23 protein-coding genes are annotated in these 25549 nt (G+C 32.4%); all 23 read left to right on the forward strand.

Features of this window, described 5'->3' with window-relative positions; translation table 11 throughout:
* Nucleotides 1–2: 2 nt before the first annotated feature.
* Genes EW093_RS13430 through EW093_RS13540 form a run of 23 tightly spaced genes read left to right on the forward strand, consistent with a single transcriptional unit; the run spans nucleotide 3 to nucleotide 25545 of the window.
* Complete coding sequence (locus EW093_RS13430; protein ID WP_223111610.1) at nucleotides 3–1103, forward strand: Gfo/Idh/MocA family protein; 1101 nt, start codon at nucleotides 3–5, stop codon at nucleotides 1101–1103.
* Nucleotides 1096–2406: a nucleotide sugar dehydrogenase gene (locus tag EW093_RS13435; protein WP_149568904.1), complete on the forward strand. Its 1311-nt coding sequence runs from the start codon at nucleotides 1096–1098 to the stop codon at nucleotides 2404–2406. The genes EW093_RS13430 and EW093_RS13435 overlap by 8 nt, the downstream gene beginning before the upstream one ends.
* Nucleotides 2406–3479, forward strand: a complete 1074-nt coding sequence (gene wecB / locus EW093_RS13440) for a non-hydrolyzing UDP-N-acetylglucosamine 2-epimerase (RefSeq protein WP_149568905.1) — start codon at nucleotides 2406–2408, stop codon at nucleotides 3477–3479. Before EW093_RS13435 ends, wecB begins: the two co-directional genes overlap by 1 nt.
* Complete coding sequence (locus tag EW093_RS13445) at nucleotides 3461–4546, forward strand: DegT/DnrJ/EryC1/StrS family aminotransferase (RefSeq protein WP_149568906.1); 1086 nt, start codon at nucleotides 3461–3463, stop codon at nucleotides 4544–4546. Before wecB ends, EW093_RS13445 begins: the two co-directional genes overlap by 19 nt.
* Nucleotides 4543–6402: a hypothetical protein gene (locus EW093_RS13450; protein ID WP_149568907.1), complete on the forward strand. Its 1860-nt coding sequence runs from the start codon at nucleotides 4543–4545 to the stop codon at nucleotides 6400–6402. The genes EW093_RS13445 and EW093_RS13450 overlap by 4 nt, the downstream gene beginning before the upstream one ends.
* 7 nt (nucleotides 6403–6409) lie before the next feature.
* A complete protein-coding gene (locus EW093_RS13455; protein WP_149568908.1) occupies nucleotides 6410–7726 on the forward strand; it encodes a hypothetical protein in 1317 nt (438 codons plus the stop codon).
* Nucleotides 7727–7735: 9 nt separating this feature from the next.
* Nucleotides 7736–9082 (forward strand): exopolysaccharide biosynthesis polyprenyl glycosylphosphotransferase, encoded by a 1347-nt coding sequence (locus EW093_RS13460; protein ID WP_149568909.1) that lies wholly within the window; start codon nucleotides 7736–7738, stop codon nucleotides 9080–9082.
* The gene (locus EW093_RS13465) at nucleotides 9072–10604 is read left to right on the forward strand and encodes a capsule assembly Wzi family protein (RefSeq protein WP_149568910.1); all 1533 of its coding nucleotides are present in this window, start codon (nucleotides 9072–9074) and stop codon (nucleotides 10602–10604) included. The genes EW093_RS13460 and EW093_RS13465 overlap by 11 nt, the downstream gene beginning before the upstream one ends.
* A 21-nt stretch (nucleotides 10605–10625) precedes the next feature.
* Nucleotides 10626–12092 (forward strand): lipid II flippase MurJ, encoded by a 1467-nt coding sequence (locus tag EW093_RS13470; RefSeq protein ID WP_187759717.1) that lies wholly within the window; start codon nucleotides 10626–10628, stop codon nucleotides 12090–12092.
* 1 nt (nucleotide 12093) lies between these two features.
* Complete coding sequence (locus EW093_RS13475; RefSeq protein ID WP_149568912.1) at nucleotides 12094–13212, forward strand: glycosyltransferase; 1119 nt, start codon at nucleotides 12094–12096, stop codon at nucleotides 13210–13212.
* Nucleotides 13209–14291 (forward strand): glycosyltransferase, encoded by a 1083-nt coding sequence (locus tag EW093_RS13480; RefSeq protein WP_149568913.1) that lies wholly within the window; start codon nucleotides 13209–13211, stop codon nucleotides 14289–14291. The genes EW093_RS13475 and EW093_RS13480 overlap by 4 nt, the downstream gene beginning before the upstream one ends.
* Complete coding sequence (locus EW093_RS13485; RefSeq protein ID WP_149568914.1) at nucleotides 14291–15424, forward strand: glycosyltransferase; 1134 nt, start codon at nucleotides 14291–14293, stop codon at nucleotides 15422–15424. Before EW093_RS13480 ends, EW093_RS13485 begins: the two co-directional genes overlap by 1 nt.
* The gene (locus tag EW093_RS13490; RefSeq protein ID WP_149568915.1) at nucleotides 15418–16326 is read left to right on the forward strand and encodes a GNAT family N-acetyltransferase; all 909 of its coding nucleotides are present in this window, start codon (nucleotides 15418–15420) and stop codon (nucleotides 16324–16326) included. Before EW093_RS13485 ends, EW093_RS13490 begins: the two co-directional genes overlap by 7 nt.
* Before the next feature lie 3 nt (nucleotides 16327–16329).
* A complete protein-coding gene (locus EW093_RS13495) occupies nucleotides 16330–17625 on the forward strand; it encodes a polysaccharide deacetylase family protein (protein ID WP_149568916.1) in 1296 nt (431 codons plus the stop codon).
* A complete protein-coding gene (locus tag EW093_RS13500) occupies nucleotides 17622–18713 on the forward strand; it encodes a GumK N-terminal domain-containing glycosyltransferase (protein WP_149568917.1) in 1092 nt (363 codons plus the stop codon). The genes EW093_RS13495 and EW093_RS13500 overlap by 4 nt, the downstream gene beginning before the upstream one ends.
* The gene (locus tag EW093_RS13505) at nucleotides 18703–19272 is read left to right on the forward strand and encodes an acyltransferase (protein WP_149568918.1); all 570 of its coding nucleotides are present in this window, start codon (nucleotides 18703–18705) and stop codon (nucleotides 19270–19272) included. Before EW093_RS13500 ends, EW093_RS13505 begins: the two co-directional genes overlap by 11 nt.
* Entirely contained in the window at nucleotides 19273–19800 is a 528-nt protein-coding gene (locus EW093_RS13510; protein ID WP_149568919.1) for a D-glycero-alpha-D-manno-heptose-1,7-bisphosphate 7-phosphatase, read from the forward strand.
* On the forward strand, nucleotides 19790–20380 hold the full coding sequence (locus EW093_RS13515) for a D-sedoheptulose-7-phosphate isomerase (RefSeq protein WP_223111611.1): 591 nt from the start codon (nucleotides 19790–19792) through the stop codon (nucleotides 20378–20380). The genes EW093_RS13510 and EW093_RS13515 overlap by 11 nt, the downstream gene beginning before the upstream one ends.
* Entirely contained in the window at nucleotides 20373–21785 is a 1413-nt protein-coding gene (rfaE2, locus tag EW093_RS13520) for a D-glycero-beta-D-manno-heptose 1-phosphate adenylyltransferase (RefSeq protein WP_149568920.1), read from the forward strand. The genes EW093_RS13515 and rfaE2 overlap by 8 nt, the downstream gene beginning before the upstream one ends.
* Nucleotides 21778–22866 carry a glycosyltransferase family 9 protein gene (locus EW093_RS13525; protein ID WP_149568921.1) on the forward strand — a complete coding sequence of 363 codons (1089 nt, stop codon included), beginning with the start codon at nucleotides 21778–21780 and terminating at the stop codon, nucleotides 22864–22866. The genes rfaE2 and EW093_RS13525 overlap by 8 nt, the downstream gene beginning before the upstream one ends.
* The gene (locus tag EW093_RS13530) at nucleotides 22860–24230 is read left to right on the forward strand and encodes a hypothetical protein (protein ID WP_149568922.1); all 1371 of its coding nucleotides are present in this window, start codon (nucleotides 22860–22862) and stop codon (nucleotides 24228–24230) included. The genes EW093_RS13525 and EW093_RS13530 overlap by 7 nt, the downstream gene beginning before the upstream one ends.
* Complete coding sequence (locus EW093_RS13535) at nucleotides 24231–24626, forward strand: GtrA family protein (protein ID WP_149568923.1); 396 nt, start codon at nucleotides 24231–24233, stop codon at nucleotides 24624–24626. It abuts the gene before it with no gap.
* Complete coding sequence (locus EW093_RS13540; RefSeq protein WP_149568924.1) at nucleotides 24616–25545, forward strand: glycosyltransferase family 2 protein; 930 nt, start codon at nucleotides 24616–24618, stop codon at nucleotides 25543–25545. The genes EW093_RS13535 and EW093_RS13540 overlap by 11 nt, the downstream gene beginning before the upstream one ends.
* Nucleotides 25546–25549 lie beyond the last annotated feature (4 nt).

Below are 25549 nucleotides of genomic sequence, written 5' to 3' on the forward strand. Positions count from 1 at the left end.
TTATGAAATATAAAGTAGCAATAATAGGTTGTGGTAGAATAAGTTATAAACATGTTGAAGGATTTATAAATAATGTAGAGGGTGTAGATCTAGTAGCACTTTGTGATCCTTCTGTAGATAAAATGGACGCTAGGGTAGAGCAATATACTAATGCTGTACCTGGTGCCACTATTAAGAAGTTCCTCTCTTATAAAGAGATGTTATCATCTATGGACTTAGACTTTGTAACAATTGCTACAGAGTCTGGGCTACATGCAGGAATAACCATAGATTGTTTAAACGCTGGGGTACATGTAATTGTTGAAAAACCAATGGCTTTAAGTACGTCTGATGCAGAAGCTATGGTTAAGTGTGCCAAGGATAATAATAAAAAACTAGCAGTCTGCTTTCAAAATAGATTTAATGCACCAATAGTAAAAACCAGAGAGGCATTTGAATCAGGCCGATTAGGTCGATTAATGCATAGCTCTGTTCAAGTTAGGTGGAATAGAAATATAGATTATTATAAACAGGCCGATTGGAGGGGAACCTGGGATATTGATGGTGGAACTTTAATGAACCAGTGTACCCATGGAATTGACCTTCTCCAGTGGATGAATGAAACAGATGTAGTAAAAGTACACGCTGTAACCAGAAGATTCCAAAGACCAATAGAGGCAGAGGATTTTGGTTGTGCCATATTAGAGTTTGCAGACGGTTCTGTTGGAATGGTCGAGGGAACAGCTAATGTATACCCTAAAAACTTAAATGAAAGTCTTTCATTATTTGGTACAGATGGGACAATTGTAATAGGTGGTCTAGCTGTTAACAAGTTTGAGACCTGGAGACTAAAGGATTCTGATATTGTTGGTGATACTGAGGATAAAGTTATAGACCCTAATGCAAAGGACCCTGACTCTGTTTATGGTAAGGGACATGGCGCTCTATTTGCAGACTTTATAGATGCAATTAAAAATAATAGAGAACCGTTAACCAATGGGGCCGAGTCTAAAAAAGCATTAGAAATAATATTAGCAATATATAAATCACAAAAAGATGGTAAACCAGTTGAACTTCCTTTGGATTTCTCAACTAGTGAGATGAAAGGAGTTTTTAGTGAGTAGTTTTGATGAAATAATGAAAAAGATTGAGAATGACAGTGTAAAAGTTGGAATTCTTGGTTTAGGTTATGTTGGACTTCCCCTAGCTGTATTAATGGCAAACAGAGGGGTTAATATTCTTGGTTTAGAAAAAAACGAAGATAAGGCTAATAGAGTAAATAACTGTAATAACTATATAGGGGATATTACATCAGAAGAGCTAGAGTCTGCTGTAAAAAGTGGAAACCTAGAGGCAACATCTGATTTTAGTAGAATTGCCGAGTGTGATGCAACAATTATGTGTGTACCAACACCTTTAGATAAATTTAAAAAACCAGATATGAGATTTATAGAGTCTGCATGTAAAGATATTGGAAAATATATGACTAAGGGAACATTTATCTCCCTAGAGAGTACAACATACCCAACAACAACAGAAGATTTTATGAAGCCAATAATAGAGAGTGCTTCCGGTTTAAAAGAGGGTGAGGACTTCTGGTTATGTTTTAGTCCAGAGAGAATTGATCCAGGTAACGAGACATTTAAAACAGAAAATACACCAAAGGTTGTAGGAACCCTGTCTGAAGATGGAATGAAAATAGCAATGGGTATTTACGGTAAAGCGATACAGAACTTACACCCGGTATCCTCTCCTAGAGTTGCCGAGATGGTAAAAATATTAGAAAATACCTATAGATTAATAAATATCTCCATGATTAACGAGCTTGCACTTTTAGCTGGTAAAATGGATATAAATATATGGGAAGTTATAGAGGCTGCTAAAACTAAACCATTTGGATTTCAGGCCTTCTATCCTGGACCTGGAATTGGTGGGCACTGTATACCTCTAGATCCATTTTATTTAGAGTATATAGCTAAAAACTTTAATTTTGACTTAAAAATGATAGAGACAGCGGGACATATTGATAATATGATGCCCCACAGAATGTCAATTAAAATAGCATCCGCATTAAATAGACATAAAAAAGCTATAAACGGTTCTAAAGTTCTATTTATGGGTGTTGCATATAAACCTAATATCGATGACCCAAGGGAGTCCCCAGCACTTAATGTAATAGATGAAGTAGCTGGCAAGGGAGCTGAGGTTCTATACCACGACCCATATATAAGTAACTGTGTAACACCAAAGGGGCGAATGTTAAATAACTCCGATTTAACAGATGAACTTTTAAATAGTGTAGATTTAGTTGTATTTACAACAAACCATAGCTGTTTTGATGCAGAGGATATTGTATCAAAATCTAAGCTAGTAGTAGATATGAGAAATGCTGTAAAAGAGGCATCGGATAAGGTTTATAAACTGTAATGAGAAAAATTGTATCAATAGTAGGGGCAAGACCCCAGTTTGTAAAAGCCGCTGTAATAAGTAGACTTATTAAGGATAAATACTCTGATAAAATTACCGAGTATTTAGTCCATACAGGACAACACTACGACCAAAATATGTCGGATATCTTTTTCCAGGAAATGAGAATTCCTAAACCTGACTTAAACCTGGCTGTAGGCTCTGGAAGCCATGGTAAAATGACAGGGGAGATGTTGGCAAAGATAGAAGAGGTTCTACTAGAGCAAAAACCTGACGCACTACTTATTTATGGTGATACAAACTCAACTTTAGCAGGTGCTTTAGCCGCATCTAAGCTTCATATTCCTGTTTGCCATGTAGAGGCAGGCCTTAGAAGTTATAATAAACTAATGCCCGAGGAACAAAATAGAATAGTTGCAGACCACCTGTCTGAACTTTTATTATGCCCAACACAAACTGCTATAGATAACCTGGTTAAAGAGGGAATAACTAAAGGGGTAAGTTTAACTGGGGATGTTATGTTCGATGCATCTATTTTTTATAGAACATTGGAAAATACCAATTCAAAATTAGTTAATATTCCAGAAAACTTCTTTTTAGCTACAATTCATAGGGCTGAGAATACAGACTCTAAAGAGAGGTTAACAGCTATTGTTAACGCCTTAAATGATTGTGGGAAAAATGGAGTACTACCCCTGCACCCAAGAACTAAAAAATACCTTGATGATTATGGCTTAACTTTTAACAAAAATATTAGTTTAATAGACCCTATAGGTTATTTTGATATGTTAGAGTTAGAGGCAAATGCTGATTTTATAGTAACCGACTCTGGCGGTGTGCAAAAAGAGGCATACTTTTTTAATAAACCATGTATAACTCTACGGGATCAAACCGAGTGGGTAGAGACTGTAGATGCCGGGTGGAATGTAATAGTTGGTGCAGATTATAATAAAATAGTCTCTACTATTAAGGATTTTACCCCCCCTGTAGAACATCCAGAACTATATGGTGATGGAAACAGTGGTACAAAAATAGTTGAGGAGCTATTAAAATTATGGAATTCTGCGATTTAAAGAAACAATACGACTTATATAAAGAAGAGATAGATAAAGGTATAGCTGAAGTAATTAATACAACCAGCTTTATAAAAGGCCCAATATTAACTAAATTCGAGACTAACTTAGCTGAATTTACAGGGGTTAAACACGCAATTGGTTGCGCTAGTGGTACAGACGCCCTAATTTTACCCCTAATGGCTTGGGGTGTAGGTCCTGGTGACGAGGTTATAGTTCCAGACTTTACATTTATAGCCACAGCCGAGATGGTATCCTTTATTGGTGCTACACCTGTTTTTGTAGATGTGGACCCAGTAACATATAATATGGACCCTAAGGCCTTTGAGGCAGCAATTACTAGTAAAACCAAGGTTGTAATTCCAGTTTCAATATTTGGACAGATGGCTGATTTAGACTCAATTATAGAGATTGCCCATAAAAGGGAGATCAAAGTTATAGAAGATGGTGCACAATCCTTTGGTGCTTTAAATAAAAATAGAAGATCCTGTTCTGTAGCTGACTGCTCAACAACCAGCTTTTTCCCAGCAAAACCTTTAGGTTGTTATGGTGATGGTGGAGCAGTTTTTACAAATGATGACAAGCTAGCTAACCAGATGAGGGTTATACTAAACCATGGTCAGGTTAAAAGATATCACCACAGTGTTATTGGTTTTAATGGTCGGCTAGATACAATCCAGGCTGCTATTTTAGATGTAAAACTATCCCACTTTAAAAATGAGATAGAGCTAAGAAACAGAGTTGCAGAAGAGTATACAAAAAGACTTAAAGATATAGTTAAAACTCCTATTGTTTTAGAAGAAAACCTTTCAGTTTGGGCTCAATATACAATTATGGTAGAAGATAGGGAAGATTTAAGGGATTACTTGGCAACTAAGAGTATTCCTACAGCTGTTCACTACCCAATCCCCCTAAGTAATCAGGAGGCTTTTAATAATATAAAAAGTTTAGATAACCCAGTTACAAAGGAAATTTCAGCTAAAGTAATGTCCCTTCCTATGCACTCATTTTTAACAATAGAAGAGATTGAGGAAGTTTGTGGGGCTATTAAGGAATTCTACAAATGAAAAGATTTTTAACAATTATACTCTTAACACTTAGTCTTAATATTTATTCACAAAGCCACCTTTCTATTGATATTAATGACCCAGTATATCTACTTTTAGAAACATCAGAAAAAAGGGGTGTATTAAACTTTCTACCCCTATCTAAACCCTATGCTAAATCCTATGTAATTAAACTTCTAAATCAGATTAATTTACATAGGGATCAATTTTCCCAGGGGGAATTAGATGTCCTAGACTACTATTTAGCCGAGTTCGGTGAAAATAGTAAAAAAAACCTGCTAAGTTGGAATAGTAAGGGGGATGGTAACATTCCAGGGTTAGATAACTTCTCTGTTGGTACAATTGTATCAGGTAATTATAGAAGTAACTTAAATAATAGTAAAAGTCCAAATATATATAACGGTTTTTCTATGTTTTTTAAGGGTGATATAGGTTCATCAGCCTCCTATTTTGGACAGTTTGGATTTTCGGTGGATAAGATATCCCCAGATCTATTTTATAATAATATCTCCCTCTGGTTATATAGCCAGGAGAATGACACCCATGGTAATGAGTATAAATACTACATCTCTGGTGGTAAGGTAAACTTTTACTCAGGGGATAATAATGATTTTGTATATCCTGGAACCTACGCTCCCTATCAGTTTGATAGTAGTGCATGGTCTGGACACCATACTCTTTTAAGTGCCGGGTTAATTGATGGTGTTTCCAATGAGTATTCCTATGGTTTAAATACTAAGGATGAGATATCAGTACAGTTATATGATAATAATTTAAGCCTAAGAATGGGAACAATAAAGAGAGAGTGGGGGCATGGTGATGGTTCATTATACCTATCTGGTACTTCAGTTCCCTTTGAGGGAATCGACTTTAATATTAAACCATCTAAGTGGTTTGAATACTCCTTTGTTGTAGGATCTTTAGGTAATTGGTTTGTTGATACATGGATAGATAATAGTGTATCTAACCCTGAGTTTTTCTCAGAACAGAAGATGATATCTCTACAGCAGTTTTCTCTAATATATAATTGGGGTTCTTTATCCCTAGGTAGTTCTGCTATTTGGGGTAAGAGGTTCGAGTTAGCCTATCTATCCCCACTTTTAATGCCTTTTATGAGCCAGGAGTATAATGGTGACTTTGATAATGTTAATATATTTGGTGGAGCAGAGGTTAAGGTTCCTTACTTAGGAAATATATATTTATCAATATTTTTAGATGAGACAAGTCTATCAAAGTTTAGTGAGATTTTTACTTATGCTAGAAATATGTACGCCTACCAAGGTGGTTTACAAAGATCCCTAGCCCTACTTCCATTTGGACAGTTAACCCTACAGTATACTAAGGTAAATCCCTTTGTTTATTCCCACTATGCAGAGGGTAACTACCCCCAGTATAATGTTCCTGTAAGTATGACATATACACATGGTGGACAAAATTTAGGTTACTTTATACCTCCAAATAGTGATGAAATATTATTAAAATATCAGGGTTTTCCTAGGCCAAACCTACTATTTACAGGGTCCTACCAACTAATAAGACATGGAACTAACGAAGTAGTTTATGATGAAGCTGGAGACCCAATCGCTTTTGGGCAGATATTTGGAGATATTTATATTCCCTTTAATTACAAAGAAGTTGATAGCTACCCGTTAAAGGACTTTTTAAATGATGGTATTTACGACTGGTCAAATATTATAAGTTTAAAGGCTGAATACTCCCTTAGTAATAGACCTGTTAAAATTGGTTTAGAGTATATATTCTCTAGTACATTCTGGGTTTTAAATGGAAGGGATATAACAGTTCCTGATACTATTTATCAGAATATTTTAGCTTTAACTTTTAGTATAAATAAGTAGGGCCTAGGTGAGAAAAATACTCTTTGTAGCTATATTTTTAGTTACTGGTTTTATCTATGCAGATCTACACTTTGATCTATCTCCAAATATTCTTCTAGGTAGTAGTGATGTTGTAGATACACCCACACTTTTGGAATTTTATGACTGGTTAGATAGACCATCCTACTCAAAACTCTATCTTGACCTTGGTGATGATATTTTTAAAATTTTTTTTCAGTTGGAACTAAAGTCAGATTTAAAGTCAAACTTTAGTATAGATCCAAACTACCCGGAAGTAGGATATGGAGAGTTTAATTTTGATATTTTTAAGCTATCTATAGGTAGAAGGAAACTAGCTACAGGGCCTGGTTTTTACGGGTTAAATATTGCCCAGCAGGCTCCCTATTTTGACCATATTTGGTTTGAAGCTGGTAAACCTGAAGTAGGTAGATGGAGGTATTATTTTACCACTATTACTACGGATAACTTAGCTACTGGGCAGATATCTGAAAAAGAAGATCCATATAAAACATATATTTCCCACTCTTTTAGTTATGTTTGGGATAATTTTATTTTAAATATTATAGATAGTAGCCTAATTTATGGACGAGTTCCTGATCTACAAGAAGCTGCACCATTTATTCATTACCACGGTCTCTACCAAAGGGGACAAAACGTAATTTTGGATATTAATTTTGACTGGTTGGTAAATAGTAGATTAAGACTCTATGGAGAGGCTCTTATAGACGAGTTCCAGTTAAGTATAGAGAGTAGTGATAGTAACCCGGGAGCTATGGGTTTTATTTTAGGTTCCCAATTTAAAATAAAAGATGGTAGAGGGGCAAAAAAAATACTAAATACCTCTAAGGATCACCTATTAAGAACAGAAAATTTTATTTTTGATAGTGGTCTATATATTAGTTTTGAATCGATGTTTACAACAAAGTATTTATATAATAGGGATGTGGAACTAGGTAAAATAACAAACCCTATACTATATATGTGGGATAATGACTCTGTAATATTTAATACATACTTTGGTGCTGCCTATGGTCCAGATGCTCTTGTAAACAGGTTAGGTCTAACATATAACGTAGATCCATTTAAGATGGATTTAACCTTTGAATCCTTTAGTTTTGGAGGATTTGGGATTAATGGTAGTTTTGACCCTCCCTACAACAACTGGTTATCAATTACATCCCTTACTAATTCTAATTTTAGGATAGCCTTAAATTTAGAATGGATATATAATAGCAATCAAACTTTCTATAGCAATATCAAATATGATTTTGGTTTGTTCAATAACCTTCAGTTTTTATTAGGTTGGGGTATGAAGTTATTTTAGGAGGTCGATTTGCTTAGAGAGCATCATAAATTATTAACTTTTATTCGGGTTTTTTTAGACGTTTCAATATCAATTAGCTCATGGCTAATTTCATACTTTATTAGGTTTAAAATTATTGGTGGTGGACAGCCGGATCTAGGAACATTTTATATTAAATTATCCCCTTTTGTAGCTTTAGCCACCATATATTTCCTATATAGAAAAGGTTTATATGGTCCTCAAAGATTTATAACCTGGCAAAGAGAGTTATTTAATACCTTTATGGCTTCCATATCTGCCTTTGGTGTTATTGTCTTATTCTCCTATTTTATAATGAATGTAATACTCTCAAGATTAACAATATCTATATTTTTAATTATCTCCACAACCTTATTATTAATTATGAGAATAATTATTAGAAATACCATTCAAATGTTTAGAAGAAAGGGACAGAATTTAAGGTATGTTTTAGTAATTGGTTTAGGGGAAAAACTAGAGGAATATTTAAGTAAAATAGAGAAATATAAGGAGATGGGAGTAGTTGTTAGTTCTATAATAAACCCAATAGAGGAGGGTTTTGATATTAGCCAGCTACTTCAAGAGCAATCTGTTGATCAGATTGTTATCTCAATACCCGAGGGGTATGAGTTATTAGAAACAGAGATTTTAAAGGCCTGTTCTAACCAACTTATACCTGTTGTTATTATTGCAAATATACCATACTCTTTTATCGGTTCAAATATTTTAGATTTTAAGGGTATACCTGTATTGGAGTTTAACTCTCCAAGTATCGGCTTTAGTAGTAGAACAATAAAACGAACTGTGGATATTTTTGGTAGCCTGTTTGGTTTAATTGTATTATCCCCTATATTTCTAATTTTATCCCTACTTGTTAAGTTTACATCTAAAGGTCCTATATTTTATGGTCAAGAGAGAATGACCAGGGAAGGGCGTGTATTTAAAATGTGGAAGTTTAGGTCAATGAAGGTTAATGCAGAGAATATTGGATCTGGCTGGACTGTTAAGGATGACCCTAGGCGGACTGTAATTGGCCCATTTTTACGGGCAAGCTCCCTTGATGAGTTACCCCAGTTATGGAATGTATTAATTGGGCAAATGTCCTTAGTTGGACCTAGACCAGAACGTCCTATATTTATAGACCAGTTTAAGGACGAAATTCCTGCATATATGTTACGACATAAAATGAAGGCTGGTATAACCGGTTGGGCACAGATTAATGGTTGGAGAGGGGATACCTCTATAAGTAGAAGAATTGAGTGCGACTTATACTATATTAAAAATTGGAGTATCTTTTTAGATATAAAAATACTTCTACTTACATTTATTAAGGGGTTTATAAATAAAAATGCGTATTAAAACTATCACACTATTTGTTATATATATCTGGAGTACTTTTATTTTTGCAGATGTAGGTGTATTGAACTTTTATAATGATATCGAATATTATAATCGATTAAGTTTAGAAGTTGATCATATTTCACAATATAAAGAAGGTTTTATTGATAAAGATAATAGAGTTTTATTAGAGGGAGATTCTTGGGATTTTAAGATATTTAATCCAACACTTTTTTATTCCTTTAATAGTAGTTTTTCCACTGGAATTAATGATGGTGCATTATGGCAGGGAAAAGGTTTTAATGGACAGCTAGAAACAGGTTTCATTTTTAACTCAGAGAATATTGTTATAAGGCTTTTACCTGAAATATGGTTCGCTCAAAATAAAGATTTTGAAATTGCTCCCTCTAAATACCTATATGGTTCCGTTATAACATGTATAGACTCTTATCAAAGACCTGGAAATGAAACATATTACGATATTAATTTAGGGAAGAGTTCTCTTTTATTCAAATATAATATTTTTGAAGCAGAGCTCTCCTCTGATAATATAATATTGGGGCCTGGAAGAATTTCTCCAATAATTATGAGTGATCATAGTGAGGGGTTTTATCATATAAGATTAGGTTTTGATGAGTGGAAATCCCCAATTGGTTCATTTGAATATAATGCATTTATTGGAAAACTTGATGAATCGTCATTTTTTGATGAGGATGAAACTAATAATTCAAATCTAATTACAGCATATAATTTTGCATATTCCCCTGTATTTATTCCTGGTTTAACATTAGGGTTTAACAGATCTTTAACGGCTCCAATGAGTGTCGTTTCTCCACAGATTATCTTTAAAATTTTCGACCCCTTTATTGCTGGAGGATATATCGGAGAACCTTTTGGTTACGATAAAACAGATCAAAGAATGTCTATAGTTATCGATTGGATATTTCCTGAGTCAGGGTTTAAAGCTTATACTGAAATTGCTAAAAATGACTACTCTACGAATATTGAATTATTATTACGAACTCCAGAGCATACTCTTGCATATACGATAGGATTTTCTAAAATTTTAGGTGATTTTTTATTAGAATTTGAACATACAGATTTACAAGAATCAAGAGAATATGTCTTAGGGGGCTTAGGAGGAGGAGGGTCCTTTTATCGGCATCATATAGTTAGCCAAGGTTATACTAATAATGGACAACTCTTAGGGGCTGGAATTGGATCTGGGTCAGACTCACAAACATTATCTTTATCTCATTTCCTAAAAGATAGAACCTTGAAGGCTTATATTCAACGTATAGCTATTAATAAAGATTATATTTATGGTAAGTATTTAGATCCTGATAATAGACCCTCTGGTTCTCCTTATGCTGTAGATGAGTTGCAGTTTAATATAAGATTAGGTTTTAAAGGTCTTTTTGACTTCGATTCAGTATCCATGTTTGCAGAATTTGCTTATGATTATAGGTCTGCCTTTAACTTCATCCCATATGAAAAGATGAATAATATCTATTTAGCATTAGGCTTACAATATAAATTTTAATAGTAGAGGATAATATTTATTTTGAAGTTTTTAAAAGGAAAAAATAGTTATGGAGAAGCTGTTAAGATACTATTTATATTTGATAATCTAACAAAAATTCTAAATTTTGCAAAAAACATTATAATAGCTGCTGCTTTAGGTTTTACAAAAATCCCTGATGCATATAATTTATCACGTTCAATTAATGGTACGTTTTATGGTACTTTAACAGAAGCTCTACTTGCTGGCTCTCTTCCTCATTTGAACGAAAGAGAAGATATTCAGGAGAAAATAAATTTTCTATATTCACTAATAATAGTTGTTATCTCTTTCTTTACAATTATAAGTTTAGTTCTTTTTATTTTTTTCCCAAATATTATGGATTTATTAGCTCCAGGATTCACTATAGAACAAAAAAGGTTAGTGTTCATATTTTTTCTTTTACAACTTCCAATGTCTTTTCTGACTGTTTTTTCATATGCATTTGAAAGTTATTTTAGGTCTGAACAAATTTTTGGAATAGTTAATGTTGTTAAGTTTATTGTTGCTATAATCGCATTTTCATTAATGTTCTTTTTTATTAAGAATAATTTTTACTTTTTAGCTTTAGGTCCTCTTATTGGAACCGTTATTGGATTTCTATTTCTTCTATCCCAAATCCCTAAAAAAATGACTAAATTTGACCCAAAAGTTATTCAGTTGTTAAGATTTGCATTACCATTAATATTAGGAGGAAGCTTTACTATTATTAATTCTTTTGTAGATAAAGGGTTTTCTTCAACATTACCAGTTGGGCAGTTAACCACACTTGATTTATCTATGAGACTGGTTGAACAGATAAAAGGCTTAATTGCAGGACCACTTGTAGGAGCTTTATATGCCTTTTTATCCCTTTCAATTACAAGAAAGAATTATAAAGTAGCACAACAGCAATTATCACAAATAACGGATAATCTCATTACCTTGTTTTCTTTAGTTTTTATTTTATTTATTCTTTTTGGAAAATTCGCCTTGAGCATTATGTTTCAGCATGGAATTGTTAATTCTGATGATATTAACTTGTTATACGAGGTGACACTTATTAGCTTTCCTGTTTGTTTTAGCCTTGTTAATGTTTTAGTTATGGTTATGTATTCATTTAAAAATTCAAAAATAGTAACTATATCAGGTATTTTTACCACACTTCTTAATGTGTTTCTTAACTTTGTTTTTGTCAAAGTATTTGGAATTTATGCGTTAGCTTCAGCTACTCTTTTTGTTGTACTATTAAATGCATTAATAATATCTTTATTTGTTAAACATAAGTATAATTTTGTGACATATACTTGGAAACATTTTATTATCATATTCACTTCAATTGTCTCCTGTTATTTAATTATTATTTTTGATATTGATATCTATATATCAACAATATTCATTTTAATTCTTATTGGAGAGTTGTTAGCTTTTAGATTGATTACTATGGATAAGATACTAAGTTTAAAAAATAAAGTTATAAAAAGGAGATAGTATGAATATTTTATATATCGCTAATGGTTTCCCTGAAGCCCACAATATTTCATCTGGGGTTTTTAACTATCATAGATACAAAAAGTTAAAGGATTTAGGCCATAATGTTATTATATGTAAGATAAATCACATTCGTGAGAATGGATGGAAAAAAAGTTATAATTTAGAGTTTTTAGATCTACCTGAATTAGATGTTATGTATATTAATTATTTACAAGTTCCAAAACTAAATTTTTATATTGGGTTAGTTTCCAAGCTAAGCAGAATTGTAAAAGAAAATAGTATTGATATAGTACATGTACACTATGCTACTCAATCATTTGCTGCATATCTATTAAAAAAGAAAACTGGGACTCCCTATGTTATTACTTCCCATGGTTCTGGGGTGTCTGTAAATATGTTAAACGCTTTATACGCTAAAAAAACTAAAAAAGCATTTCTATTTGCAGATGCAGTAATGTATGTCTCAAAAGATTTACAAAAATTAGCCCATAATTCAGATCTACATAATTTAAATGAATATATTACCTATAACGGTGTTGATTTTACTCTTAATCCTATTAATAGAAAAATCGAAAATGATAATTTAAATAAAATTTGTTTTGTTGGTAATCTCATCGATATAAAAAGAAGCCAGTATCTGCCAGAAATATTTAGGAGTATAAAGGATAAATATCCTTCTGCTGAATTTACTATAATAGGTAACGGAGAAAATAGAGAATTAATAAAAGAAAAACTTTCTGTATTAGAATTAAATTCATGTGTTAATCTTCTAACTGATACTATTCCTCAAATTGAGTTATTTAAGATCCTTTCTAACAATGACTTATTAATACTACCAAGTAAATACGAAGCATTTGGTTGTGTTTTAATTGAAGCTATGATGTGTGGTTGCCAAGTAGTTGTAAGTGAAAATGGTGGAATGCCTGAAGTTGTTGGAGATTTTGGTTCAATAGTCCCTGATTCAGAGGCATGGATTAATGATTTCTCTTCAGCTGTAGTATATAGACTTTCAAATCCTGTAGGATATGAGAAGTTAAAATTAAGGGCAAAAGAGTTTTCATGGGAGAATACTGTCAAAATGGAAGAGTCTATATATAAAAGGTGTTTAACTAAATGAATATAATTTATCACATACCTTGGGAAATAAAAGTAGGAAGAAAGTCTGCAACTGGAATTAGACCCTTGGAAATGTTAGAGGCTTTTAAAAACCTAGGCTGTAATGTTTATACTGTTATGGGTAGTGGTCATGACAGAAAAGTTGCAATTAGAAGTATAAAAACACTTATAAATAGTGGTGTTAAATTTGATTTTGTCTATTCAGAGAGTTCAACAGCACCTACATTTATAGCAAGTGGTTGGAAAGACTTTTTAAAATATGGAAGTTTAGATTTAAAGTTTCTGAAATATTGTAGAAAAAATGGGTTAAAGTTAGGTCTTTTTTATAGAGATATATACTGGCGATATCCTGAATATATGGAAGAGATACCTTTTTTAAAAAGAATAATTCTTCAATTAACTTACAGGTTAGATCTAATTTGGTATAAAAAGTGGGTAACTAATTTATATCTTCCCTCTGTTAAAATGAGTAGGCTGTTAGGAAAATATAGTTTTAATGTTAAAGGTCTACCTCCAGCAGGGTCAGAAATAGATTATATTGATAATTTAAATAACAAAAAACAGGATCTTAATCTTTTTTATGTTGGTGGTACTAATGAAAATTATAAGTTACATAAACTTTTTAAGATAGTTTCAAATAAGATAGGAACAAAACTAAGATACTGTACACGGAAAGATGAGTGGAATATTGTAAGTTCCCAGTATAAATCAGGTAGCAATATAGAGGTTATACATAAAAGTGGTAAAGAGTTAAAGGAAGAGCTTATTAATGCAGATATCGGCATGCTGTTTTTTGAAACAGATGAATACCGTACTTTTGCTATGCCTGTTAAAATGTTTGAATACTTAAGTTATGGTATTCCTGTTATAGCCACTGAAGGCACAGCTGCAGGTGACTGGGTTAAAAAGAATGGGGTTGGTTGGACAATACCTTATAGTGAAGAAGCATTGGATAATTTGTTAAATAACTTAATTGAAAACCCTAATCAAATAGTTAACACTAAAAAAAATATTAGTAATGTTTTAAAAGACAATTTATGGTCTAGTAGGGCAGAACAGGTTATTAAGGATTTACGTTAATGAAGGTATTAGTATTAGCATCATGGTATCCTAGCCCCATGTGGGAAGATCTAGGGGATTTTGTAGAGAAGCAGGTTAATGCACTAAACAAAAATGGGATAGAAACAGATGTAATTTACCCAAATATATACTCCCCAAAACGGATTTTAAAGTGTAAAAAAATCTCCCTTGGTATAAAAAAAGATAGAAGAAATAATAACAGTGTTTATATAGGGTATGGAATTAAAACCCATTTAAACTCTTTTGATAGTTATCGAACTAAAAGATTAGGCCAGAAACTTTTTAAATTATATGTAAAGGAAAATGGATTACCAGATATAATCCATCTGCATAACTTTATGGCTGGAGATCTGGCAGTATGGATTAAAAATAAGTATGGAATCCCCTATATAGTAACTGAGCACTACACTGGCTTTGCCAGGAATATTGTAACACCCTTTGAAAAAAAGATCGCCGGCAGAGTTTTTGAAAATAGTAGTAGGAATATAGCTGTAAGTGAACCTTTTAGAAAAATTTTAGAAGACGTTACAAATAAAACTTTTATAACAATACCTAACCTTATTGATACTGATTATTTTATACCTGGAGGTAGTAAATTTGATCATTATACCTTTATTAATGTAGCAGATGTTGTACCTAAAAAAAATCAACAGCTACTATTAAGAGCCATCTCTAAACTAGTAGAAAAGGGATTAGATATTCGTTGTATCTTTGTTGGGGATGGACCTGATAAAAAAGGTCTTGAAAATTTAGCAGTATCATTAGGTATTGATAGGTTTGTTACATTTACTGGTTTTAAACCACGGTCAGAGGTTAAGACTTTATTGCAAAAATCCCACTGTTTTGTATTGCCAAGTCTCCACGAAACTTTTGGTATTGTTGTTATAGAGGCTTTAGCTGCTGGTATTCCTGTTATAGCTACTCCCTCAGGTGGTCCTGAGTGGATCTTAAAAAATAGTAATGTAGGGCAAATAATTGATTGGAATATTGAAGAATTGACCCAAGCAATGGAAGATTGGATGACTATATCCATTAATTCTGATACCCTCCATAGCTGGGTAGTTGATAACTATTCGGATAGAGTAATATGTCAATCCCTAAAAAAACTTTATAAAGAGGTATTAGATTGTTAGACCCTAATTTACCAATATTTCTACAGGATTGGTACCTAGAAGCTGTATGTGGACAAGGAAACTATAAAAAATTAGAGATAAAAAAAAATAACAGTGTAATTGCGTGGATGCCTATATTTTTTAAAAAAAGAGGTCCATTTAGATATATAACTCAACCAAATTTCTCCCAATTCCACGGACCTACACTATACTTCCCTAAGGATCAAAAGGTTGTTAAAAAAAACTCTTTTATAGATAAAAATCAGGACCTTATATTAGATCTATTGGAAAAGGAGAAATTTCACTCATATAACCAAAATTGGAATCCAGATGTCTCTAGTTGGTACTCTTTTTATAAAAGAGGATATAATATGTTAGTTCGATATACCTATATTTTAAGGGATCTTTCTAACTTAGACGCTGTCTGGGCCGGCTTTGATAATAGGCTTAGAACAGATATTAGAAAGTCCGAAAAGAACTTTACATATGAAGTATCTGATAGTGTGGATAACCTATATTCAATTGAAGAGAAAACTTTTAAACGACAAAATCTATCAGTACCATTTTCAAAAAGTGATGTAAAAACACTTTTTAATGCAGTAAAAGAGAATAATAGTGGAGAACTACTAATTGCAAAGAGTGAGACTGGGGTTATCTCTGCCTGTGTATATTTAGTATGGGATAAAAAAACATGTTATTATATATTAGGTGGTGCCGACCCAGAGAATAGGGTAGGTTCCCCCCAAGCATTTTTATTATGGGAAGCAATTAAAAGAACTGCAGATAGAGGTCTAGAGTTTGACTTTGAAGGAAGTATGGTTCCTGGAATTGAAAAGTTTTTTAGATCCTTTGGTGGGGAGAGAGTACCCTATTATCAGGTTTGGAAACATAGATCAAAGATTTTTGGTCTGTTAAAGGGTTAAAAATTGATAAGAGTAGAAGGTCCAGATAATAATAGAGTTCAAAGAGAGTATATATGTCATGTTCTATTTAATGAGATCCTAGGTATAGAGTATACATTTACACCTTCTAATAAAGATTCCTGGACAATAGGCTTTGATAATGGACTTATAATAATTCCAGATTTACTTAAGGATAAGTATAACAAAGAGGATATACCCAAGGTAGTTAACTTTTATGAACTTCCATTTACTCCTGAAAAAGATATTCCTGGAATATTTACCCATGGAGAGTATAATAGAAGTGGTAATGTAGTAACCCTTCCCATAGATATCTTCTCCTCTAGCTTTTTTATGTTAAGTAGGTGGGAAGAGTCGGTTTTAAGTGATTTAGCACCAAATGGACGTTTCTCGGCTACCGATAGCCTTTCATATAAAAATAACTTTTTAGATCGACCAGTAGTAAATGAGTATATAACCTGGATATGGAATATTTTAGTTGAATTAGGTTACTCATCAATTAAAGAAGAGAAGAATTGGGAACTAGTAACAACCCATGATATTGATATGATTAGATTTCACCGAGTTAAAAGGTATTTAGGCGATATTGTTAAACACGCCTCCATCAAAAGATTTTTAGGTAGATTAATGTTACTTGGAAGTAATCCCTGGGATAGTTTTGATTGGATAATGGATCTGTCAGAGAGGGCGGGGATAAAGTCTCATTTTTATCTTTTAGTAGGTGGAAAGGATAGAATGGATAGGGATTTTAATCTTAAAGACCCACTAATTAGAAATATTATAGACAAAATTAAGAGAAGAGGTCATATAGTTGGTATACATCCATCATATAGTTCCGCTATAGAGAAAAAACAGTGGCTTCTTGAACTAGATAAAGCAAAAACTTTTACAAATTGTAATATTGTTGAGGGCCGGCAACACTATTTAAGATGGCTCCCCAAATCTACTCTGACTATGTGGGAAGAGGGGAATATGGAGCTTGATTCAACACTTGGCTATCATAATGCTCCAGGTTATAGGTGTGGTACTGGTAATATATTTACACTATTTAACTTAGAAAAAAATAGACCTTCTACTGTAAAGGAGCGGCCTCTTATATTTATGGATGGTACTTTTAGAGACTACTTAAAAGTTACACCAGAGAAGAGCCTAGACTACTTTAAACTCTTTAAAGAGAAATCCGTTAAGTATTCAATGCCCCTAACTATTTTATTCCATAATTCTAGTTTTGATAGACTTACTTGGGCTGGTTGGGACTCTTTATATACTTCTATATTAAATCTATCGGGGGGAAAAAAATGAAAAAGGTACTTTTAGTATCTCCATATCCATACTCTAAAACAGGACGAGGTATGGATGTTTTAACAGAGTGTTTTGAAGAAGAGGATTGGGATACTAACCATTTAAAGTTTCCAAACGTCTTTTATTCTGTAAATAAATCAAACTCTTTTGATACTAAGGTTACAGAGTTTACCTCTAAAAAAGCCCTTATTCCATATGTTGATGGTTTTATGAAGTGGTTTCCAAGGTTTTTATTTAACATAATGGTAAAGTATCAGCAGAAAAAAGCGAGTTTTATAGATTTTAGTAAATACGACTATGTTGTATTAGAGAGTGGTAAACCCCTCTTTCTATTAGATAAAATCCCCCATAAGACTAAAATTATATATAGACAATCAGACTCTGTTCGGCATGTACTAGGGAAAAACAGATACTATATCGCCCTTGAGGATAAAGTTTACAGTAGAGCAACAAAGATTATTGTAGTAAAGGATAGATTTAAAAATTTACTAGATAGCCAGACACAAAAAAAGGTTAGGGTTATAAGAAATGGCTATTCATTTCCAAAGGATGTTAATCTTTCTAATCCATATAGGGGAGATAGAAAAAACGCTATATATGTTGGTTTAACTAAACTAGATGCTCCAACATTAAAAAGTATCTGTTTAAAAAATGATAATCTTGATGTTCATATATTTGGAAACTGTATTACCCCCTGGGATCTAAAAAAACTAAATAAAATTGAGAATTTTTATTACCATGGGTTTGAACCTAGGGATGTCTACCTTTCATATATAAAATACGCAGATGTAGCAATTTTTCCATTTAAGCCATGGGATGCTATGGAGTGGGTTGGTTTTACTTCTAAATACCTAAACTTTATGTATTTTAAGCTTCCTGTTGTTTCATATTTAACAGGTGAATTAAGCGAGTTTGATGGTATGGGTGTTCTATTTCCTAAAGATGCGGAAGAGTTTGCAGTTATGGTTAAGGATGTTATAGAGAGGGGCGAGAAGGTTGATTCTAAAATTGACTTTCATTTCTATTCCCATCCACAGAGAAAAAAAGAGTATAAAGAGTTTATAAAGGAGTGTGAAAATGGAGACTGAATATTTTATTCATGAGTCTAGTTATGTTGATGACGGGTGTAAAATAGGTCCTGGAACCAAAATATGGCATTTTACACATATTATGCCAAATAGTGTTATTGGGGAAAACTGTTCCATAGGTCAAAATGTAAATATTGGAAGTAAGGCAATAATTGGTAATGGTGTTAGAATTCAAAATAATGTCTCTGTATACGATGATGTAATATTAGAAGATGATGTTTTTTGTGGCCCATCATGTGTTTTTACTAATGTGATCAATCCTAGAGCTTTTGTTCAGCGAAAAAATGAATACTTGGAAACTCGGGTTAAAACTGGGGCATCAATTGGCGCTAATGCAACAATAGTTTGTGGTGTTACCCTAGGGGAATTCTCTTTTATCGGTGCTGGTAGTGTTGTTACAAAAAATGTACTACCCTACGCTTTAATGTATGGTAATCCAGCTAGACAACATGGTTGGATATGTAAATGTGGTGAGAAATTACCTAAGAACTTAAAATGTGAATCATGTGGTGTTATCTATAAAAATGATGGTAACACTATCGATGTAAAAAATAGTTAAATGAATAGGGCTCTATTTTTAGATAGGGATGGAATAATCATAAAAGATGTATCCTATCCCCATAAGATTGAAGATCTTATTATTAATAATGAAATTATACCTTATTTAAAACATTTTTTAGAGCTTGGTTTTAAACTTATTATTGTTACAAATCAAGCAGGTATCTCTAAGGGAAAGTTTACTATGGATCAGTATAAAGAGTTTCAAAAAGAGCTGATTAATAGATTATCATTTTTAGGAGTATATATAACTGATACCTACTTCTGTCCATATCATAAAGATGGGGTTGTAGAGCCCTTTAATGTGGACTCTTATGATAGGAAACCAAAGCCAGGAATGTTTTTAAAGGCAGCTAAAGATCATAATATTGATATTAGTAGGTCGTTTATGATTGGTGATAAGTTTAGTGATATAATAGAACTTGAGTCACTTAAGTGTTATATTTTAGAGAGTGAGTATAATAGGGGAGAACCTGGTACTTATACTACAGTAGATGATATTTTTTGGGAGATAAATAGTGAGTTATAACGAAATTATTTTACAACGGTTAGGTGAATCCTCATCAGTTAAAAAAAAGATGGTAGAGTCTACCAAAATAATAGAATCTATAAACACTAGTGTTAAAATTATACTAGATAGTTATAAAAATTGTGATGGATCAATATTTTTTGCAGGAAATGGCGGGAGTGCAGCGGATGCACAACATTTAGCTGCAGAACTTGTTGGACGGTTTTATTTAAATAGAAAATCATTAAAGGCTGAGGCTATTACTGTAAATACTTCAACTATTACAGCTGTTGCAAACGATTATGGTTACGATAATATCTTTTCAAGGGCAATAGAGGGTAAGGGTCGTAAAGGTGATGTCTTTGTAGGCATCTCAACTAGTGGAAACTCAAAAAATATTGTAAATGCAGTTAAACTCTGTAAAGAAATAGGTATTAAAACAATAGGTTTTACAGGAGAAAATCTTGGAATAATGGATGATATTTGTGATGTAATGGTTAAAATACCATCCTCGAATACACCAAGAATACAAGAAGGTCATATCCTTGCCGGGCACATTATATGTGAATTAGTAGAGAAGGAGATGTTTCCTAATGTTTAAAACTATTAAAGAGTCCCTTAATTCTAGATTAAACTATCTAATTATTGGGGATGTTATGATTGATAAGTATATTTTAGGAGAAGTTAAAAGAATTAGCCCGGAAGCTCCTGTTCCTGTATTAAAGGTAAAAAATAAAAAACATAATCCAGGAGGAGCTGGAAATGTTGCTGTAAATATATCTGGATTAAACTCGGATGTTACAATTGTAGGTTTTACAGGGAGGGATGAATCCTTAGATCTTCTAAGTTTAGACTTAGAAGGTTATAAAAATATTGAACTTAGGCCTACAATTTGGTCTAGGAATACCATAACTAAAACTAGACTAATATCTGGGCAGCAACAGATTGTAAGAATCGATGAAGAGGAGAGTTTTTCTCCTACAAGCTTGGAACTAGATAATCTTCTAAGTGATATTAATAATATAGATTTGTCTAATTTTAACGGTATTGTTTTATCCGATTATGCTAAGGGCGTCTGTTCAGATTCTGTGTGTCAAAATGTAATTAAAAGAGCTGCAAATTTAAATATACCAACAATAGTAGATCCAAAGGGGTCTAATTGGGAAAAGTATAAGGGAGCCACAGTTTTAACCCCAAACCTTAAAGAGGTTGGAGATGTTTATGGTATGGAGATACCTAATAATGATAGTGAAGTTGAAAGGGTAGGTCTGGAGCTTTTAAATAGATTTAACCTAACTAATATAATTATAACAAGAAGCGAAAAAGGGATGACCCTTATAAATAGGAATACAACTGAACATTTTCCTACAATGGCTAAGGATGTATTTGATGTTTCTGGTGCTGGTGATACGGTTGTAGCAGGTGTAATAAGGTTTCTAACAGCGGGTTTAGATATAAAAGATGCAATTAATATAGCTAACTTTGCTGCGGGTATTGTTGTTGGACATGTAGGTACCTGGCCAATAAAAATGGAAGAGTTATTGGAAAAATCATCGGATAGTAAAACCCTTAACAGCACTATTATAGACCTTAAAAAGAACCACAAAAAAATTGTTTTTACCAATGGTTGTTTTGATCTACTACATCCAGGCCATGTAGATTATATGCAGAAGGCTAAAGAACTTGGGGATTATCTAATAATTGGACTTAATTCCGATGAGTCTGTTAGAAGATTAAAGGGTAAAGATAGACCTGTTAATAGTGAACAAGTTCGTAAAACTATGTTAGAAGCCCTAGGTTGTGTAGATGCTGTAGAGATTTTTAATGAAGATACACCTTACCAGTTAATTAAAAGGATTTCACCTGATATTTTAGTTAAAGGTGGTGATTATAATATAGAAGATATAGTTGGTCGTGAGTTTGCAAAGGAGACAAAGACAATAGAGTTTCTTGAAGGATTCTCAACTACTAGCTTAATAGATAGGATTAAACAAGCATATGTGTGATAGAGGAAACAGTAGTTTAAGGTTTTTTGATAGATACTTGGGAATACCAATAGTTTTCCTATTAGGATTATTTCATTTTAAAAGGAAAAAACCAGAGAGATTTAATAGTGTTGGAGTTCTTGCTACAGCAGCTATTGGAGATACTCTTTTAATCTCCCCCATATTAAAGGATTTAAAAAAAAGATACCCAGGTTCCGACATTACAATATTTTGTGGAAAAACAAATAAGGCTACATTTGAGATGGCACTACCTAGTTTTAAACTAGTTGTAATCCCTGTTAATAATCCCTTAAAAAGTCTAAAAATAATTAGATCAAATAGTTTTGATATCTTTATAGATTTTGGACCCTGGCCAAGGTTAAACTCTATTTTATCCTATTTTGCTAAATCTAAATACAGAGTTGGGTTTAAATCAATAAATCAACATAGGCATTTTGTTTATGATAAAGTTGTTGACCATTTGGATACTAACCACGAAATTGATAATCTTAGAAGAGTTGTTAAGGAGTTTGATGTAGTTTCTGAATCTATACCATCATTAGGGGATTCGACACCTAACTTAGAAAATCCCTATGTTGTTGTTCATATGTTTCCAAGTGGATATAAGGCTTTTTATAAGGAGTGGAGTGACTATAAGTGGGTAAATTTAATTAATGGTTTAACTGATAATGGTATCAATGTTAAACTAACTGGAGCTCCAGTAGATGTAGAACCTTGTAATAGGATTGTTTCTAGTTGTAAAAATTCTAGTAAGATTGAAGTTCTAGCAGGCAAAACTAATTTAAAACAAGCTGGAGAAGTTTTACAAAAATCTACACTTGTTATTAGTGTAAATACTGGTATTATGCATATGGCTGCAGCATATAATAAATATGTTATAGGCCTACATGGACCAACATCACCCTTAAGGTGGGGACCTATATGTAATAACAAAACAGATTTTACTGCCACAACTAAGGGGGCAGGTTGTCTTCATCTAGGTTTTGAGTATGTTGTAGATGATGTAAATTCCCTTGACTCAATAGATGAGTCTTTAGTGTTAGAAGAAGCTGTTAGGATATACAAGGGAGTATTATGTTAGGGAAAAAAAGGGTTAGTTTTTACATTCCATATCTCTTTATCGCAGCCCTCTATTGGATATTTCACTTAAAGTATATGCCTGAATATTTAGATGATGCATGGACCCTATCCTGGGCATACCGTTTAATGAAATTCAACGACGTTACCGACTATGTTTTTGGTTATGTAAATACAAGGGGATCAATACTTTTTGGACGGGGGTATGCCTACTTTTATGGTATTATTCTTGAACTTATTGGCTGGAGTAGATCAAACGCTGTAATTATATCTACTAGTTTAACTTGGTTAACAGCCTTTATCTGGTTTAAAATAACAGTAAATCTTGGTTATTCAAAAAAGATGGCAAAAATAGTTTCTATATTATTTCTAATTATGGAGATATATTTTGCTTTAGGTAATAAGTTAAGATCTGACTCTTTAGCACTATGTATAATTAGCTTTGCATTTTATCTGTTTATTAAAAAACACTACTTTTTTGCAGGACTTCTATCTATTATAGCATTTGAAGTGCATGTTATATCCCTTACCTACTTTTTATATATATTGGCCTATTTAATATCTATTTTTAAAGATATGAGGGATAGACCTCTATTCTATGTAAAAGGTGCTATAGTTTTTTTACTTGGTGTATCTGTTGGCTTGGTGTATTACTTTTTTTTACAGAGAGAATATTTAGAATACTTCTTTTCCCAAACTACAAGTGAGATGGTAGGCCATACTTTTTACTCTTATTTTTGGAAGATGAAGTTTGCTTGGAGACATTTGCCTGAACTAGTAATAGTATTGGTCTCATTAATTATATTTTTTAAGAAGAAATTGTATAAGATTGATAGTTTTATACTTCCTTTTTTTATATGTACTATTCTATCCACATTTATATTTAGACGGGGAAATTATCACTATACAGCTTTTGTCTACCCTTCAGTTTTATTGTTAATAGCGTTTATTGTTACAAATATTAAACAGGAAAAAATATTTTGGATACTGCTACTATGTTATCTAATACCCCAGTACGGTTTTTTATATTATACTAACCATAGTTTTAGTCAAAAAGAGTATGAAGCCTCTCTACAATCATCTATTCCCAAGGATGGAAGGTTTATATTGGGAAATCCCGGGGCTTGGTTTGCTCTTAAAGATAGGGAATTCCATGAATATGGATATTTTAAAAGGGGTAATCGAGAAGTCTATGAAGTTCCAAATGAGCTCTATCTTATAAGTACTAAGGATTACAGAGATAACATAATGGATCAAAAAGAGTGGAATGATACATTTATGAAGGATTATTTAGAAGAAAAAGTTGACTCTTTCTCTACTTTTGATGGTAATATAGTTGATATATTGCTACTAAAAAAAAGGAAATAAATGCAAATAATTAAACAGGCCGCTAAATTTTCCATTGTTGGGCTTATAAATACTGGTATAACAATTGGATCTATTTTTATTTTGACAAAAATATTTTCTGTAAATTATATAGTTGCAAATGCTATAGGTTATATTTTAGGTCTTATTAATAGTTTTTTTCTAAATAGGTCTTGGACATTTAAAAGTAGGGGTAAATTTAGATCCCAGGGATTAAGGTTTGTTCTTGTTTTTATAATGTGTTACACACTACAATTAGGGCTCTTAATAATCCTTAAGGAGAGATTATATATAAATGTCGATATATCTCAAATTATTGGTATGGTTTTTTACACAGGATTAAATTTTATCTTAAGTAAGTTTTTTACATTTAAAAAGGAGTCTTTATATGAAAGTTAGTATTATAATTCCATGTTACAATGAAGAGGAAGTTATTTCACTAGCCTACCAACGGATTTATAAAGTTATGGAACGTATTAGTTATCAATATGAAATAGTTTTAGTTAATGATGGTAGTAAAGACAATACTTATAACATATTAAAAGAGATATCTAGTAAGAATGACACTGTTAAAGTTATTAATCTTTCTAGAAATTTTGGTCACCAGCCTGCAGTAACAGCTGGTATTGAGCTATGTAGTGGGGATATTGCCATAATAATGGATGCAGATATGCAGGATCCTCCAGAACTAATACCAGATATGATAGATGTCTATTTAAAAGAAGAAGCAAATGTAGTATATGCAGTTCGAGAGAGTCGTAAAGGGGAGTCCTTCTTTAAAAAAGTTACAGCTAAGCTTTTTTATAGGTTCTTGAATTCAGTTTCTGAAATAAAACTTCCATTAGACACTGGTGATTTTAGGTTAATTGATAGATCGGTAATTGAAGAGTTTAAAAAATTAAAAGAGAAAAAGACATATATACGTGGACTAATTACATGGGTAGGTTATAAACAGGTTCCATTTTATTATAAAAGGGATCAAAGGTTAGCTGGAGAGACAAAATATCCTCTTTCCAAGATGTTAAAATTTGCTTCTAATGGCATTATGTCCTTTACTAAAAAACCACTTGAAATTGCCATCGGTTTAGGAACTCTAAACATAATAGTAGGAATTATACTAAGTGTATATGTATTTATCTCCCACTTTTCTAATAGTATAACCACTGTCCCGGGTTGGGCCTCATTAATGATTGTTGTTATATTTTTTAGTGGAATACAGTTATTAAGTTTAGGTTTTATTGGTATTTATTTAGGAAGGGTTTTTGATGAAGTAAAGGATAGACCTGATTATATAATATCAGAGAAAATTAATTTTTAAGGAA

Origin of the sequence: Thiospirochaeta perfilievii, from assembly GCF_008329945.1 — a bacterium.
Classification (GTDB): Bacteria; Spirochaetota; Spirochaetia; order DSM-2461; family DSM-2461; genus Thiospirochaeta; species Thiospirochaeta perfilievii.

Excerpts from the sequence above, each read along its gene's own strand:
- EW093_RS13430 (WP_223111610.1), top strand. The coding sequence starts at position 3 with ATGAAATATAAAGTAGCAATAATAGGTTGTGGTAGAATAAGTTATAAA.
- wecB (WP_149568905.1), top strand. The coding sequence starts at position 2,406 with ATGAGAAAAATTGTATCAATAGTAGGGGCAAGACCCCAGTTTGTAAAA.
- EW093_RS13445 (WP_149568906.1), top strand. The coding sequence starts at position 3,461 with ATGGAATTCTGCGATTTAAAGAAACAATACGACTTATATAAAGAAGAG.
- EW093_RS13450 (WP_149568907.1), top strand. The coding sequence starts at position 4,543 with ATGAAAAGATTTTTAACAATTATACTCTTAACACTTAGTCTTAATATT.
- EW093_RS13465 (WP_149568910.1), top strand. The coding sequence starts at position 9,072 with ATGCGTATTAAAACTATCACACTATTTGTTATATATATCTGGAGTACT.
- EW093_RS13475 (WP_149568912.1), top strand. The coding sequence starts at position 12,094 with ATGAATATTTTATATATCGCTAATGGTTTCCCTGAAGCCCACAATATT.
- EW093_RS13480 (WP_149568913.1), top strand. The coding sequence starts at position 13,209 with ATGAATATAATTTATCACATACCTTGGGAAATAAAAGTAGGAAGAAAG.
- EW093_RS13485 (WP_149568914.1), top strand. The coding sequence starts at position 14,291 with ATGAAGGTATTAGTATTAGCATCATGGTATCCTAGCCCCATGTGGGAA.
- EW093_RS13500 (WP_149568917.1), top strand. The coding sequence starts at position 17,622 with ATGAAAAAGGTACTTTTAGTATCTCCATATCCATACTCTAAAACAGGA.
- EW093_RS13505 (WP_149568918.1), top strand. The coding sequence starts at position 18,703 with ATGGAGACTGAATATTTTATTCATGAGTCTAGTTATGTTGATGACGGG.
- EW093_RS13510 (WP_149568919.1), top strand. The coding sequence starts at position 19,273 with ATGAATAGGGCTCTATTTTTAGATAGGGATGGAATAATCATAAAAGAT.
- rfaE2 (WP_149568920.1), top strand. The coding sequence starts at position 20,373 with ATGTTTAAAACTATTAAAGAGTCCCTTAATTCTAGATTAAACTATCTA.
- EW093_RS13525 (WP_149568921.1), top strand. The coding sequence starts at position 21,778 with ATGTGTGATAGAGGAAACAGTAGTTTAAGGTTTTTTGATAGATACTTG.
- EW093_RS13530 (WP_149568922.1), top strand. The coding sequence starts at position 22,860 with ATGTTAGGGAAAAAAAGGGTTAGTTTTTACATTCCATATCTCTTTATC.
- EW093_RS13535 (WP_149568923.1), top strand. The coding sequence starts at position 24,231 with ATGCAAATAATTAAACAGGCCGCTAAATTTTCCATTGTTGGGCTTATA.
- EW093_RS13540 (WP_149568924.1), top strand. The coding sequence starts at position 24,616 with ATGAAAGTTAGTATTATAATTCCATGTTACAATGAAGAGGAAGTTATT.